Origin of the sequence: Bradyrhizobium sp. MOS001, from assembly GCF_004634465.1 — a bacterium.
Taxonomy (GTDB): domain Bacteria; phylum Pseudomonadota; class Alphaproteobacteria; order Rhizobiales; family Xanthobacteraceae; genus Bradyrhizobium; species Bradyrhizobium barranii.
The window spans coordinates 1-14,449 of the sequence record NZ_SPVJ01000080.1 but is presented as its reverse complement, the minus strand read 5'-3'; the positions used below and the strand labels follow the sequence as shown (position 1 = coordinate 14,449).

Genomic DNA, 14,449 nt, shown 5'->3' with positions numbered 1-14,449 from the left:
CGATCTCATCCTTCGGCCGCCGTCTCAGCAGTGCCCATATTGCCGAAAGCAAATCCTTGAAAAACAGGGGCGCAAACACATTCTGCCAAAGTAGTGCTAGGCCTTCCTCTCCGCCGATCAAGCTTGCTTTTTCTGACGGAGCCGTGACGGCCAACCGATCCTGACCAGGGTCTCGTCCGGGTCCGACAGCGCAAACTCGTACATTCCCCACAGCGTGTCCTCCGGCCCCTGTCCGTTGGCCAGCTCGCCCGAAAACTCTCGCGCGAGTTCGTCGACGGCCTCGGTGTAGAGATAGAGGCCGAACGGGTTGCGGCCTCTGATCAGCCAGCCTTCGACGGCATCGGTGAGATGGAGATGGCCGCCCTTTCCATCGGAGAGGATGCGATAGCTGTCCTCACCGTCCTCCGGCTTGTCGCTGTCCGCGCGCGTAAAACCGAGCCGGGCGTAGAATTTCTCCGAGGCGTCGAGGTCGTTGCAGGGAAGGATGGACGTCAGTGCGTGAGTTGGCGTCATGCGAATCCTTTTGCGGTAGAGTGTCGATACTTGGGGACGGAAGGTTCAAAGTCGTCACGGCCCGCCGTCCCGACCAGCTTGCGTCCTTTTGAAGACGACCTTATAACCTCGCGGAGGTGCCGAAGGGGCGCCTTCCCGCACAAGAGGCTCTCACCCTTCGAGAGGTTGTCCGTTTTCTTCCGGCGATACGATCCTTCGATCGGCATCCGGGAAGGCTAACGATGACGAGCTCTTTGTTCGGCAATAGCGGGAGTGTCGGACGCCTCATTGGGGTTGTCATGAACACCGTATTCTCGTCGGGCGCTGCGATGCTCGAATTCCCAAGCACGTGCGATGAATTGTTGCGTGAAATCAAAATTCGCGCGCGGTTACGCTTGAATGATCTGACCAATGAATCGCCGGATGTCATATTCTACGCACGCTGGATATCGAGGCGGCGACGCTGGGCGTGGCCCGAGAAATGGAAGTTCCCGCGCTCGGGAACGCGCAGACCATCGGGACTGCATTGCAGTCGACCAAAGTACAGCTCGTGATCCTGGACGGCCTGAACCATGAAGCCGAACTGAGTGCGGTCGATCTCGTCCTGCCTCGAGTTCGTCAGTTTCTGCATGGCGGGTCATCATCATGACGGCCGGTGACTTACTCGGTTCGACCGTGAACGCGAAGCCGCTGTCGCGCGGGGGCGCGCGCCCGGCGCCCCCGCGACCAGAGCGGTGACGGGTTGAACCTGCTACCGTCGCGGCCCGACCAACAGCATCCCGCCAGCCGGCAGGGAGCGAGGTGTTTCACGACGATGTTCGACAAAACCTACCGGCAGCGCCTCGAGGCTGATCTTGCGCAATGGGAAGCCGACGGCGTGATCGCGCCGGCGACGGCCACCTCCATCCGCAGCGCGCTGCCGCCGCTCTCGCCCGGCATCAACATCGCCGTCGTCGTTGCCATCGTCGGCGGTCTCTTGATCGCAGCCGCCTTCCTCGCCTTCGTCGCGGCGCACTGGACGGAGATCGCGCGGCTGCTGCGGTTCGCGATCCTGATCGCCGGCATGGTCGTCGCCGGCGGCCTCGGGGCGTGGTTTGCCGCGACGGGCCGCAATGTTCTCGCCGATCTCTGTGCGAGCATCGGTGCGATCATCTTCGGCGCGGGCATCGCGCTGGTCGGCCAGATGTATCATCTCGGCGAGGATTTCGCCGGCGGCATGCTGCTGTGGTCGATCGGAGCATTTGCCGCCGCCCTGCTGACCGGATCGCGCGGCGCGCTTGCGGTCGCCCTCGTCGCGGCCTGCATCTGGACCTGCATGCGCAACTATGATGCGCCTGATGTCCTGCATCTTCCGTTCGTGGCGGTCTGGCTGATCGCCGCCGCGCTCGCGCTTGCATGGAATTCCCGCGTGGCGGCCCATCTCGTCGCGGTCGCGCTGCTTCCGTGGTGGATCGCGACATCGCTCCGCTTCGAACTCGACGGTGCCCCGCCGTCGTTCGTGCTCGCGAACGGCGCCGCCCTGCTGTTCGGCGCCGGACTCGCAATCGCCGCTGTGCCGACGCCGAGGGCGCTGCGCCTCGGAACGGTCCTGTCGATCTACGGAGCGTTTTCGCTGGCCGCCGTCGCTTGCCTGGAGGTGACAACGGTCGACGACATCATCCGCTTCCGGAACAGCACGGTGCCGGCCCAGCCGCTTTGGGCGATCCTGTGCGGGGCCGCGGGCGTGATCCTCGCGCTTGCGTCCGCCGGGATCACCAGGCGTGCGGGTGAAATCCTTGCGGCATGTTCGATCGGGCTGGTCCTGCTCGCGGCGCCGATCTGGCCGGCATCCACGGCCGGCGAGCCCTGGTTCGCCTATGCCGCGCTGCTCTGCGCCATGCTGTGCCTTGTTGTCTCCGGTGTGCTCGATGATGTGCGTCCGCGGATCGTTGCCGGCTGGCTCGGGATTGCCGGCGTCATCGCGGGCATCACCTGGGCGGTGAAGGGCTCGCTGCTGCGCCGATCGGCCTTCCTTGCCGCGGCCGGTGTGATTGCCGTGGTATTTGCCACCGCGCTCAATCGCGCGCTGCCGAGGGCCCAGCGATGATGGAGTTGACCGCGTTCGTGACAAAACTCTGGCAACGCATCCCGAAAGCCGTGCTGTTCGGTGTCGCCGTCCTGCTTCAATGCGTGCTGCTGGTGCTGATGGTCGCCGATCGAATGCAGATCCTGCGCGAAGGCCGTGAGGTGACGTTGCAGACGCAGCCGGTCGATCCCCGCGATCTCCTGCGCGGCGACTATGTCGTGCTCCGCTACGACATCTCGCAACTGCCGGCGGGCACGCTCGCCGGCCAGCCGGCGGCCGAGCGCAAGCCCGCCGTGTTCGTCAAGCTCGCGCCGAATGCCAATGGTCTCTACGAGGCCGTCTCGGTGCATGCCGAGCCCGTCACGGTCACGGCTCCCGAAGTGCTGATCCGCGGCCGCGTCTCCTATTACGGCGGAACCTGCGGCTCGGGACCGCGCGTCTTCTGCGAGAAACTGGCGATCAAATACGGTCTCGAAAGCTATTTCGTGCCCGAAGGCGAGGGCAAGAAGCTCGAGCAGGCCCGCAACCAGCAGAAACTCCGGGTCGTCGCCGCCGTACTCCCCTCAGGCCGCGCCGCCATCAAGCGGCTGCTGCTCGACGGCGAGCCGGTCTATGAGGAGCCGTTATACTAGGCGCTGATCATTTGGCCTTCAGCGCCAGCCGCAGCACGTCCCACATTCGCGGATCGCTCATATGCGCCACGTTGAAGCGCAGGAAGTCCGATGCCGTTTGCGACACGCTGAAGACGTTGCCCGGCGCGAGCACCACATCCTCCTCGAGCGCGGCGCGCGCAACGGCGGTGGCATCCTGTCCACCCGCGAGGCGGCACCAGAGGAAGAAGCCGCCGCGCGGCATCAGCCAGGGCTCGATGCCCAGCGCCTGAAGTTTTCGCGCGACGTCGCGGCGCGTCCGCGTGAGCTTTTGCCTGAGCTCGTCCATGTGCTTGCGATAGCTGCCGCCGGCCAGGACCTTGGCGATGATCTCGGTCGCCACCGGGCTCGGGCCGCCAAAACTGGTCGCGACCTGGAGGTCGACGAGGTGCTCGATCCAGTCGGCCCGCCCTGCGATGTAGCCGCAGCGCACCGAGGCCGACAACGTCTTGGAGAAGCTGCCGATGCGGATCACGCGGTTCAATCCGTCGAGCGCGGCAAGGCGCGGCGAGCGCTCCGGCTCGAAGTCGCCGAAGATGTCGTCCTCGACGATGGTGAGGTCGTGCGTCGCGGCCGCAGTCAGAAGCCGGTGCGCGGTCTGGAGCGAGATCGTCGCGCCGGTCGGATTGTGCAGCGCTGAATTGGTGATGTAGAGCCGCGGCCGCTCAGTCGCGAGGATCTGCTCGAAGCGCGCGACATCGGGGCCCGACGGCGTGTAGGGCACGCTGACGATCTTCGCCTGATGCGCCCGCAGCAGCGCGCGAAAATTGAAGTAGCAGGGATCGTCGACCAGCACGGTGTCACCGGGACGGAGCAGGAAGCGGCAGATCAGGTCGGTCGCCTGCGTGCCTGAACCGGTCAACATCAACTGGTTGATCGATGCCTCGATCGCGTCTTCGGCGAGGCGCGCGAGCAGTAGCCGGCGCAGGGCAGGAGAGCCGCTCGTGCTGCCGTAATTGGTCAAAACGCTCGCGTCGGTGCGGGCAAGCGCACGGGTGGCGCGGCGCAAGGCCGCCTCCGGCATCCACTCCGGCGGCAGCCAGCCGCAGCCGGGTTTTGGCACGGCATCGTCCGTGTCGAGCGATTGCCGCGACACCCAGAACGGGTCCACGGCCCGGTCGCGGCGGGGCTCGACTTCGGTCAGCGCCAGCGGCGGGGTGACGGCCGATGAGACATAGAAGCCCGAGCCGCGACGGGCGCGGATCAGGCCGTCGGCGGCCAGCCGATCATACGCTTCGACGACGGTGGACGGCGAAACACCCATTGTCGCGGCAAGGCTGCGAATCGACGGCAGGCGGTCGCCGGTACCGAGTGCGCGGGTCGCGACCTTGGCGCGGATCGCGCCCATCACGTCGCTGGTCCGCGTCCCGCCCCGTCCCTTCGTTTGCGCCTCGCCGCCCAAGGTGTATTACCTTCCATATCCATACAGTTTTGCCGGATTGTACTGGATTGTCGCTGGTCTCGCCACCGGCGACGGTCGATGATCGTGACCCAAAAGGCGAGACGGACATGCAATCTGCAGGCAGTGGCTGGGGCAACGGGCTTCTCGGCGTCATCATCTTCAGCGGCTCGTTGCCGGCGACGCGCGTGGCGGTCGGTGGTTTCTCCGCGCTGTTCCTGACGTCCGCCCGCGCGGTCATCGCGGCCCTGATCGGTGTGGCCGTGCTCTTCCTGCTCCGCCAGGCGCGGCCGCAGCGGAAGGATCTCGTCTCGCTCGCCATCGTCTCCATCGGCGTCGTAGTCGGCTTCCCCCTGCTGACAGCGCTCGCGCTCCAGCACATCACCTCCGCGCATTCGATCGTCTTCATCGGGCTCTTGCCGCTGTCGACGGCGATCTTCGCGGTGCTGCGCGGTGGCGAGCGACCGCAGCCGCTGTTCTGGCTGTTCGCTGTCCTCGGCAGCACCACGGTGGCAGGCTTTGCTTTGTCCAACGACGGCTCGGCATCAGTCACCGGCGATCTCCTGATGGTCGCGGCCATCGTGCTGTGCGGGCTCGGCTATGCCGAAGGCGCCGCGCTGTCGCGCCGCCTCGGCGGCTGGCAGGTGATCTCCTGGGCGCTGCTGCTCGCGCTGCCGCTGATGGTGCCGGTCGCGATCCTGACATGGCCGCCGACGTGGAGCGGCGTCGGCGTGCCCGCCTGGATCGGGCTCGCCTACGTCTCGGTCTTCAGCATGTTCGTCGGCTTCATCTTCTGGTACCGGGGCCTTGCGGTCGGCGGCATTGCCCGCGTCGGTCAGTTGCAGCAGCTCCAGCCGTTCTTCGGTCTCGCGCTCGCCGGCTTCCTGCTGCACGAGCCGGTCGCATGGAGCATGATCGCCGCGACCGCACTCGTGGTCGTCTGCGTCTTCTTCGCGCGGCGATATGCCTGAGGCGGTGATCGCAGTTCCCGACCAGGGTCTGAAGTTGATGACCTTGATCGAACGCGCTTCCATCTGGTCATTGGCTCGCGACCACACCTTGGCGCGGTCGTTATGCGACTGCCAACGTTGATCTAGATCAACGTCTGTTCTTGCACGCAGTGCCGCACTGGATGGGAGAGTTATCTCCCCGGTGCATCGCGTGCCCTGTTTCGCGATCACAGTGACAGCATCCGCCTGGCTGGTCTGCTCGTTTCGCTGATGGGACGGTGATCGGCATCCTCACGCGACTGACAGAAATCCGCAGAAAGCAAGGGAAGGAGCACGTCATGCGACACGGAACCAAATTTTGGCTAGCCGGCGCCGTTATTGCCTGCGCAGCCATGGGCTCGGTGCAGTGGTCGGAGGAGGATGGTCTTTCATTCTCGGTTCAGAGCGCACAGGCCCGCGTAGGGCGACCAGCGACCCCAGTGAGTGTCGCCGGCGTCGCGCGGCGAACGACGCGCCGCGCCGTAGTCGGTGGAGCGGCCGTAGGCGCCGCTGTCGCGGCACCAACGTGCGCCCGCGTGCTGGTCAATGGCGCCTGGGTCTGTCGCTAGGAAAGCTCTGTCCTTCATGGGGTGATCGCAGCGACCGCGCTCGTGGTCGTGTGCGTCTTCTTCTTCGCGCGGCGGTTGGCGTGAGGCCTGTGCCTCACGCCTGCCCCATCACCGTCCGCGTCAGCGCGCTCCGGGCAAACTTCTTCAGCGGCATCGGCTTGCCGAACAGAAAACCCTGTACGAGGTCGAAGCCGAGCTCGTTGGCGGCGACGAGGTCGGCGCGGCTCTCGACGCCTTCGGCCACAGTGCGCGCGCCGTAGCCGTGGGCGAGCTCGACGATGTGACGGCACACCGTGCGCTTCAGCCGATCGCTGCCGCTGCCGGTGACGAAGTGCCGGTCGGCCTTCAGCTTGATGAAGGGAATCTTGTCCAGATCCATCAGTGACGGCCAGTTGGCGCCGAGATTGTCGATCGACAGGCCGATATTATGCAGGCGCACCTCGCGGGCGACCTCGACGAGGAATTCGAGATCGCGGATCGCCTCCTCGCTGTCGATCTCGATCGTCAGCCCGCCGAAGGCCGGATGCGTCGGCATGCGGCGGCAGAGATCGCGCACCGCCTGCGGCTCCTTCAGATATGACGTCGGCAGGTTGATCGAGAGATCGACCGGGCTCTGCTGCTCCAGGAGATAGTGCCAGTCCTGCAAGGCGCGCTCGATCACGAACTCCGAGAGTTCGCGCAAATGCGGATCGTGCTCTTCGGGGATGAAGTAGGCGGGCGGCACTACGCCCCAGGTCGGATGCCGCATCCGCACCAGCGCCTCGGCGCCGCTGCGGACCAAGGTGCGCGCGTCGATCTTGGGCTGGTACCAGAGCTCGAGCCAGCCGGCGTGAAGGGCCTCGCCGACATAGACGGCCGGGCTCGGCGCCGGCTCGTCCGGCAGCAGCATCGCGACGCGCTCGCGCAGCGTCTCCGCGGCAAACGGCGTGGTCAGTGGCGGCAGCATCGCGAGGCCATACTCCTCGCCGACCTGCTGCACGGCCCTGACGATGATGGACTCGCGGGCGCCGACGGCGAGAACCTTGCCGTCGAAGGCCTCGCGCACCAGCGTCTCCAGAAACGTGCCGGGCTCGATGCCGTCGGCGGCGATGCCGAGCAGGATCAGGTCCGGCAACTCGCGGGTCAGCACGGTCTGCAGCTCGTCCGCGCTGGCGCATTCGCTGGTGACGAAACCAAGATCCTCCAGCACCTCGGCGAGGAATGCGCGCAGATGGCGCTTGCCGTCGGCGACGCATGCGCGCGGCGTTACCTTTCGCCGTCCGAAGGTTTTGGGCCTCCGTCCGGCGAGCTCAACAAGTTCATCGTTCATCGCAAACCACTCCCGTTCCGCGACAGGTGTTAGCGATGGGAGCAGTTTCAAATATGGAGAGCTTCAGTCGATTGTTGAATTATCTGGGTAACGTTAAAGCCCGCATCACGTCTAAAATTGTCTGGATCTTCTTCCAGAAGTTTTTACGTCTGCCCGCGCGTCGCGCGCGGGCGTGCGGCAATCCCGCGCAATTTTTGCAAGACGCGGCTTGGCTGCGGACACGCGCGCTGTCCTGTAATCGGACGAGGTCGCGCGCACTTCGCCCAATTGAATAATGGACGCCTTAATTGCCTGTGGCCGTGGCGCGCTGGGTCATGCAGTACCAGCTCGCGACCGCGACTCAGGACGGGAAACGCCCTGTAGAATCCGTGCTTGTCGAGCTGCGCATTCAGCTCGTTCAACGCGCTACGAACCGCTCGCGTTTCGCGCGGCGCTGGCGCGCGCGTGCAATGCCGCCATCGTCGATGTCCGCCGGTTCGATCTCATCGCAACCTCCTTCCCGTCGCTCTTGCGGTGCATCGCAGGATCGACGCGATGGCAGCGATGGGAGAGTTCATTTTCACGCGATGCGCGCATGTTCCATGGTTTACGCGTGACAGTTCTGCGACAACGTGGCCGGCCGCGGCGGCGCAAATGTGAAGCACATCACATGTGTCTTGCTGCACCTGCGCTATTGCTGTGCGCAGCCGGTGGTGGGCTGTCGAGGATTACAGCAATGACGACGCGGCGATTGATGTATTGGTGGTTCAGATTCGTTCTGTCAGGGCGATTTACCGATCGCTTCCTGTGCCTGCCGCGGGCGGAGTAGCCGCGCCGCAATATCAGGTTTGCCCGATCAATTTGCGAAACGCCGCCGCGCCGTCCTGCACGGCGTCGCGTCCCTTCCAGGCCAGATAGGACAGCTTGCCGCCGAGCGTGTCGTGGCTGCGCAGCCGGCGCGAGCCGAGAATGTGGCCGACATTGGAGGGGAAGCGGCTCACCTCGGCGGACACCAGCGCCGCGATCGCATCCATCAATTGCTGGAGCCGGGCGCCCCATTGGCAACCCTCGATGCCGTCGATGCGGACCTTGAGCGCATATTCGGTGTCGTAGATGTCGGCGAGCAGGTCGCGCGCGACCAGCACGCGGTTGTGCTTGAGCGCGACCCGCAGGGCGAGCCGCTTGTCGTCGAGCCGGTCGAGCACCATGGGAACGACGCAGGCATAGGGCGTGGCGGCGACGTCGGCCACGCTCTTGCTCGCGGCGATCCTGGTGGCAAGGCGCACCAGCTCCCAGGACGTCTTCAGCCGCCTCGCCACCAGCGCCAGCGCAAAGGGCAGCGCGTCCGGGTGGGACTTCCTGAAGGCATCGAGTTGCGCGGTGATCTGGGCAACCTGGCCGTCGTCGAATTTCGCAATCTTCTCAGGCAGCTTTTCGTTGAACTTCGGCAGCGCGTCGCCGGCGCGCAGCACCTGCTGCATTTTCCTCACGTCGTCGAAGGCGGTGCGCGAGGCTGTGTATTGCGTGAGCTTGGCGCGTGCGAACTCGGTGCTCTCCGCCGATGCGAGGGTGTTCTCGAGGACCTTGAGGACCTTGGTCTGGAAGATCGACGCGGTTTTCAGCACTTCCTTCGGGTTGTTGGCGGTGACCTGGTCGTTGATCGCCTTGATGTAGTCGCGCGCCATGGTCGGCAGCAGGTCGCGGCAGATCCACTCCCAGATGGGCGTGAGCGTGTTGGGTGAAATCCGCCCCGCATTGGCATGCTCGGGTGCGCCGTCGATCAGGAGCAGTTCGAGCGGCGCGAAGAAATAGCGCGAGGGACTGGTGGCGCGTGCCTGGGTCGATCCGTCCTTGCGGAACTCGGCGCGCAACTTCGCCTGGATGTCGGACGAGCCCGGCATGTCGATGCCGCACAGTTCGAGCCGCTCGAGCTCGCTGAGCAGACAGCTGCGCGAGAGCGGCGTCAGCCTCTGCAAGAACTCGGACAGCCGATCGATCTCGTTCATGGCACGCAATCTTCCGCAGCGTTTCCCGCAGGCCTACCGGCCTCATGCGTGGAGGCATTTGCGCGCTCTCAATCGTGACTAAGAGAAGCAAGTTATTGTTAATTTATCCGTAAAAACCGGGAGGCGCGGGCGCCCGCTGGGGAGCGTTGGTTAAGGAGGCATTTCGTCGCCTGCTCAAGTTTTGGGCGAAAACCTCAACCTACGCGTGGTCGATTGCGTGGGTACTCAAGCATAAATTGTGCCTGCGCCGGCATTTCAGCACAAAACTGCCAAAATTACCGTAGTCTTACGGAGCAAAAAGTTAACCACAGACCGGCCTCGGTTCCGCTAAACGAGTCACATGGGGTCACAGAACGATACGGCCACCGATTCGCGGCCGTCGGAATGGTTCGAAAGCAGCTCTGCTCCGACCGAAGAGCTCGATTTCGCCCGCCTGAACGCGGTCCGCGCCAAGGCCGCCGACGAGATGGCCAGCGCCATCGCCCGCGAGCTCAACGGCCCCCTGACCGCGCTCCTGCTCTACATGGGCGAGATCAAGCACCACAGCGACCAGCTCGCGCCGGTTACGGCCGATCGAGCCTATTTGCAGCGCGTGGTGGAGAATGCGCTGGCGCAGACCGAACGTGTCTGCGGCGTGGTCAAGCAGCTTGCCGGTCCTCACAGGGATGCCCTGCCGATCCCGTCCAGGACCGAGGGCGCCGAGTTGAACGCCGCCCGCGCACAGCAAGCGCAGCGCGTGCCGAGCACCGAGTTGCTGGGCCTGTCGGGCCAGAAGCGGCTGACCAAGCGCGAACGCGAGGTGTTGAGGCTGATCAGCGAGGGCTACTCGAACAAGCAGGGCGCGCTGCGGATGCAGATCAGCCCGCGCACGTTCGAGAGCCATCGCGCCGAGGCGATGCGCAAGCTCGGCGCGCGCAACACCGCGGACCTCGTCCGTGCGGCGCTGCTGCATTCGATCGATTGAGGTTCTGTCCTGCGCCGCCGGGCGGGCGATCAAGCCTGAGGATGGCCTAGGGACCCGATGGGCTCAGAGATAATCCTCGGCGAAAGGGCGCACCCGCGACGGCGGCCGCAGCGACTTGGGCTCTTCCTTCGGCGCGCTCGGAATGATCGTGATGGTCCAGCGCGGCGGCATGCTCGATTCCTGCTCCAGCACCGAGCGAACGAAACCAGTCACCGTCGCCTCGCCATCCTTCACCGTCGCGGTCCTGCCGTTGAACTGTGCGATGCGGAAGCGACGGACCTCTTTCTGATTCGCAGTCTCATAGGTGAACATGGAAACCCTCCTGGTTTCCGGCGACTATCGCCACCTATGATTAGCCATCTGTGAAAATCCCAAACCGTAGAAGTACGGCGGGCCTGGCGCAGTTTTCGTCAGAGCGTTTTTGAGCGAAGTGGATACGGTTTGCGCAAGCCCCGCTCCGATTCCATCGAAACGAAAATGGCTCTAGCCCTGCGGCTCCTGTGCGCGCGCGGCGGCGTAGGCGGCATCCATCAGGTCGAGGAGACCGTGGAATTCGGCCTCGCCAAGCGTCTCCGCGGTCTGCTCCAGCCGCAGCGCCAGCGCCGCAAGCCTGACATAGCCGAACGTTCCGGCCGCGCTCTTCAGCGAATGCGCTTCGCGGGTGATCCTGGCGAGGTGCCGCGCGAGCGAGAGCGTGCGGAACAGCTGCAGGCGCGCGCAGGTCTCGCTCCAGAAGACGTCACGGACTTCACAGGCCCCGTCCTCGCCGATCTCCCGCACCAGCGCTTCGTACGCACCCGGCTCGCGCGCGGGCGCAGCATCGAGCGCTTTTGGCATCGGCGCGGCGGTCACTTCAAACATGGCTTTGGCCCGTCCTGGTCACGGTTCGTCTGCCGCGCGGCCTGTACGGCGCGAGGCACGCCCCGTGTCTACGGCATCCGAATTTCAGTTCCGGTAGCAGGACGATCCGTGTTTGCAGGCCGGCGTTAGCCGCCGGTTTACCAAGGCGCCGGTCAGCGCGGGCCGAGCAGCCGCTCGTACTGCGCCTTCACGGTGGCGTAGCATTCGCACGCCGTCTGGCGCAGGCCGTCCAGGTTGAGGATCTGGATGTGCCCGCGGCTGTAGTGGATGAAATTGGCGTGCTGCAACGTATTGGCGACCAGCGACACGCTGTTGCGGCGCGCCCCGATCATCTGCGCCATCGCCTCCTGGGTCAGCAGCAGCCGGTAGTCGCCCGACAGGTCATGGGTGTGCAGCAGGCAACGCGACAGCCGCGACTCCACCGGATGGGCGGCGTTGCAGCCCGCGGTCTGCTGGACCTGTGCGTAGACGGCCAGCCCGTGACGGGTGAGCAGCGTCCGCAAGGTGCTGCTCTGGTCGGCCGCGTCGCGCAGCCGGTCGAGGTCCATCACGGAGGCGGCACCGGGGACCAGCACGATTGCCGTGTTCAGCGCGCAGGCATCGCCCATGGTCGAGAGCGTTCCGAGCAGGCTGTCGCGGCCGACCATGGCGACCTGCACATGCTCGCCCTTGGCGAGTTTCACCACCAGCGAGATGACGCCGCGGTGGGGGAAGTAGGCGCGCTTGAGCGTTTCGCCGGTCTCCACCAGGATCGCTTCGTGCGGCAGATCGATCATGCGCAAATGCGGGCGGACTAATTCGTAATCCTCCGCCGACAGTGCGGACAGGAAACCGTTGGATGGGCGCGCCATCGTTTCCAAGACTGCCTCCGTCTCGTCAGCCCCCGAACTCGAAGCGAACGGGCTGCTCGCTGCACGGATAAGTTTGATCATGTTCTCGTCGGGATATATTGGCAATTGGGACAAGATGTCCGGTTGCGATGGCGCCCCCGCTGCACTGTGTGCACACCGGCATGCAGCAGGCCGGTTGCGCCGGGCTATCTTCACCGCGGGGCTCCCAGCAGGCGGGCGTGGCAGCCCTTCACCGCCGCATAGCAGTCGCAGGACCTCGTCTCCAATGCGTGCTCGTCGACGATCGCGATCTGGCCGCGGGTGTAGTGAATGATGCCGGCGCGCTGGAGCGCATTTGCGACGAGGGAAATCGCGTTGCGCCGTACGCCCATCATCTGCGCAAGCGTCTCCTGTGTCAGCGGAAGGAACTTGCTGTCGGACAGGTCGCGGGCACGCAGGAGCCAGCGCGCCAGCCGCGCTTCGACCGGGTGCACCGTATTGCACAGCACCGATTGCTGCGCATGCGCGAGCAGCGCCTGCTCGTGGCGGATCATCAGGCCGCGAAATTGCGCGCTTGCGGCCGCCACCGCTCGGAAGGCCGCGATTTCGAGCACGGACGCAGTCCCGGGGAAGAGCACGGCGGCATCCGTCGGAGCGATGCCGTCGGCAAGGGCGGCGCCGGCGCCGACGGCGCTGTCGCGGCCCAGCATCGCGACCTCGATCATCTGTCCCTCGGAGAGACCCACCGTGATCGAAACGGACCCGCCGTGCGGGAAGTAGACATGTCGCAGCGCGGCGCCTGCCTCGGCCAAGACAGATTCCCTGACCATTTCGACTGTCGCGAGATGGGGGCGCAGCAGATCGAAATCCGCCACGCCGAGCATTTGCAGCAACTGGTTGGACGGGTGGCCGCTCGCGGTCATGCAGGTCAATCCGGCGCGTTCGATGGTACGATCGGGCGCCGCGCCCTGTGCGTCATCCAGTTGCACGGCGACCAAAACATATTGTAAGGGTTGTGGTGTCGTCCATATACCCGTTGGGGGGCAGACAGGCTGCGGCATTTGCGGCGGAAATTGAGAAACGCACGCTGATTCGCGCGTTAATTAGGGGTGTCCGTCTTGCGCCGGGCGGCAGGAAAAAGCGGCAAGAGGGCTGTCATGAGCCGCTAGCACCGCATCTGCGCCGCCATCGGACGCCGGCCGGCACCTGCGGCTTCCCCTCAAGCGGGCATTCTCGCCATCCGGGACTGGTCTGCGCGACTTCGCGACGCCGCGACTGTCGCACCACTTGCGCCTGATTTCCCGACAGGACCGTTGACGCTTGCGGCCATCAATGTTTCGACCCCAGCCAGGGGAGAGCGGCGTGCCCCGCGGTTTGATGTTTGAATCGCCGAAACGGGAAACTCAAACGGGGACGGCAGACCTGCACCATATTCTCGTCGAAGACGACCCGATGGTGTGCATGGCCATCGAGATCTATCTGCAGCGGAATCATTTCCGGGTGACGATTGCCGACGGAGGAGAAGCCGGCCTCCGCGCTCTCGAGAACGAACAGGTCGATCTGATGATGATCGACATCTTGATGCCGCATATGCGCGGGTTCGAGTCGATCCGGATCTTTCACGAGCGCGCCGGCCATTCCGCTGATCGCGATGTCCGGCTACGCGTTCGCAAATTTGAACGCGCCCGCACCCGACTTCCTCCGGATGGCGCTGGAGCTCGGCGCTGCGCGTTGCCTTCGCAAGCCGTTTACACCGGATGCGTTACTCGCTGCCATCAAGGATTGCCTCGCGGCGCAACGTGCTGTCTCCGCAATTGGGTTAGCGCGGTAGCAATCGCGGCGGCCGCGAAATAAGCGTTCGTTTACCGCAAGCGCAGCTGTTGCGGATTGAGCAGGCGAGCAGCGGGCGGCGGTGTGAGCGATTCTGATTGCGCGTGATTTGATTCAATTCGCGCGTCCCGTACATATCGTCCTTCGCCGACGGGATTTTTCGCGCACGTCGCCGTGTTGTTATCGGAGCATTTACCTATTGCGTCTGTCGCGTGAGATGCGGCGCCGCTTTTGTCGCAAGACGCTATCGCAGGCCTCGAAGCGCAAACTTGTCTTCAATATCCGTATTAGCACGGAGGCTGAAATTAACGGGACCGTGAAAGGGGTTGTCTAACGATCCAGGCGCGGACCTCCGCCGAACTCCAGGTGCGGCCCAGGCGTCGAAGTCCGGCTCAGTAAGGCGTAGCTCATGGATGATCTGTTGCGGGAGTTTTTGACGGAGACCAGCGAGAGCCTGGACACCGTCGACAATCAGTTGGTGAAGTTCGAGCAGGAGCCGAACAACG

General features: G+C 64.7%; 13 protein-coding genes and 1 pseudogene. 5 read left to right on the top strand and 9 right to left on the bottom strand.

Annotation, left to right across the window (positions count from 1 at the left end; all coding sequences use genetic code 11):
* Positions 1 to 117: 117 nt before the first annotated feature.
* Together CT676_RS41490 and CT676_RS41485 are read right to left on the bottom strand one after the other, a co-directional pair.
* Positions 118 to 513, bottom strand: a complete 396-nt coding sequence (locus tag CT676_RS41490; RefSeq protein ID WP_135217107.1) for a VOC family protein — start codon at positions 511 to 513, stop codon at positions 118 to 120.
* A 412-nt stretch (positions 514 to 925) separates the two neighbouring features.
* Positions 926 to 1,123, bottom strand: coding sequence for a hypothetical protein (locus CT676_RS41485; protein WP_085399688.1), 198 nt, complete (start codon positions 1,121 to 1,123; stop codon positions 926 to 928).
* A gap of 183 nt (positions 1,124 to 1,306) precedes the next feature.
* Between CT676_RS41485 and CT676_RS41480 the strand changes: the two genes are divergently transcribed.
* On the top strand, positions 1,307 to 2,578 hold the full coding sequence (locus CT676_RS41480; RefSeq protein ID WP_135217106.1) for a DUF2157 domain-containing protein: 1,272 nt from the start codon (positions 1,307 to 1,309) through the stop codon (positions 2,576 to 2,578).
* Complete coding sequence (locus CT676_RS41475) at positions 2,575 to 3,189, top strand: GDYXXLXY domain-containing protein (protein WP_085399686.1); 615 nt, start codon at positions 2,575 to 2,577, stop codon at positions 3,187 to 3,189. Before CT676_RS41480 ends, CT676_RS41475 begins: the two co-directional genes overlap by 4 nt.
* Positions 3,190 to 3,196: 7 nt before the next feature.
* Here the strand turns inward: CT676_RS41475 and CT676_RS41470 are convergent, their stop codons facing one another.
* Complete coding sequence (locus CT676_RS41470; protein WP_244623496.1) at positions 3,197 to 4,555, bottom strand: PLP-dependent aminotransferase family protein; 1,359 nt, start codon at positions 4,553 to 4,555, stop codon at positions 3,197 to 3,199.
* 161 nt (positions 4,556 to 4,716) lie between these two features.
* Between CT676_RS41470 and CT676_RS41465 the strand changes: the two genes are divergently transcribed.
* Positions 4,717 to 5,577: a DMT family transporter gene (locus tag CT676_RS41465; protein ID WP_085399713.1), complete on the top strand. Its 861-nt coding sequence runs from the start codon at positions 4,717 to 4,719 to the stop codon at positions 5,575 to 5,577.
* 681 nt (positions 5,578 to 6,258) lie between these two features.
* On the opposite strand, the gene CT676_RS41455 is transcribed toward CT676_RS41465, so the two are convergent.
* Positions 6,259 to 7,473: an EAL domain-containing response regulator gene (locus tag CT676_RS41455; protein WP_085399684.1), complete on the bottom strand. Its 1,215-nt coding sequence runs from the start codon at positions 7,471 to 7,473 to the stop codon at positions 6,259 to 6,261.
* A gap of 821 nt (positions 7,474 to 8,294) precedes the next feature.
* Positions 8,295 to 9,458 carry a hypothetical protein gene (locus CT676_RS41450; RefSeq protein WP_085399683.1) on the bottom strand — a complete coding sequence of 388 codons (1,164 nt, stop codon included), beginning with the start codon at positions 9,456 to 9,458 and terminating at the stop codon, positions 8,295 to 8,297.
* 340 nt (positions 9,459 to 9,798) lie between these two features.
* Between CT676_RS41450 and CT676_RS41445 the strand changes: the two genes are divergently transcribed.
* Positions 9,799 to 10,422, top strand: a complete 624-nt coding sequence (locus tag CT676_RS41445) for a helix-turn-helix transcriptional regulator (RefSeq protein WP_071908605.1) — start codon at positions 9,799 to 9,801, stop codon at positions 10,420 to 10,422.
* A 63-nt stretch (positions 10,423 to 10,485) separates the two neighbouring features.
* Here CT676_RS41445 and CT676_RS41440 read toward each other — a convergent pair whose 3' ends face one another.
* The 4 genes from CT676_RS41440 to CT676_RS41425 all read right to left on the bottom strand — a co-directional run bounded on the left by CT676_RS41440 (position 10,486) and on the right by CT676_RS41425 (position 13,036).
* On the bottom strand, positions 10,486 to 10,734 hold the full coding sequence (locus tag CT676_RS41440; protein ID WP_135217105.1) for a hypothetical protein: 249 nt from the start codon (positions 10,732 to 10,734) through the stop codon (positions 10,486 to 10,488).
* Between the two features lie 171 nt (positions 10,735 to 10,905).
* On the bottom strand, positions 10,906 to 11,283 hold the full coding sequence (locus tag CT676_RS41435) for an Hpt domain-containing protein (protein ID WP_063980460.1): 378 nt from the start codon (positions 11,281 to 11,283) through the stop codon (positions 10,906 to 10,908).
* A 152-nt stretch (positions 11,284 to 11,435) separates the two neighbouring features.
* On the bottom strand, positions 11,436 to 12,134 hold the full coding sequence (locus CT676_RS41430) for a Crp/Fnr family transcriptional regulator (RefSeq protein ID WP_193560938.1): 699 nt from the start codon (positions 12,132 to 12,134) through the stop codon (positions 11,436 to 11,438).
* A 191-nt stretch (positions 12,135 to 12,325) separates the two neighbouring features.
* Positions 12,326 to 13,036: a Crp/Fnr family transcriptional regulator gene (locus tag CT676_RS41425; protein WP_085399711.1), complete on the bottom strand. Its 711-nt coding sequence runs from the start codon at positions 13,034 to 13,036 to the stop codon at positions 12,326 to 12,328.
* Positions 13,037 to 13,535: 499 nt separating this feature from the next.
* Between CT676_RS41425 and CT676_RS41420 the strand changes: the two are divergent.
* Positions 13,536 to 13,944, top strand: a pseudogene (locus CT676_RS41420) (response regulator).
* The last annotated feature ends 505 nt before the right edge of the window (positions 13,945 to 14,449 follow it).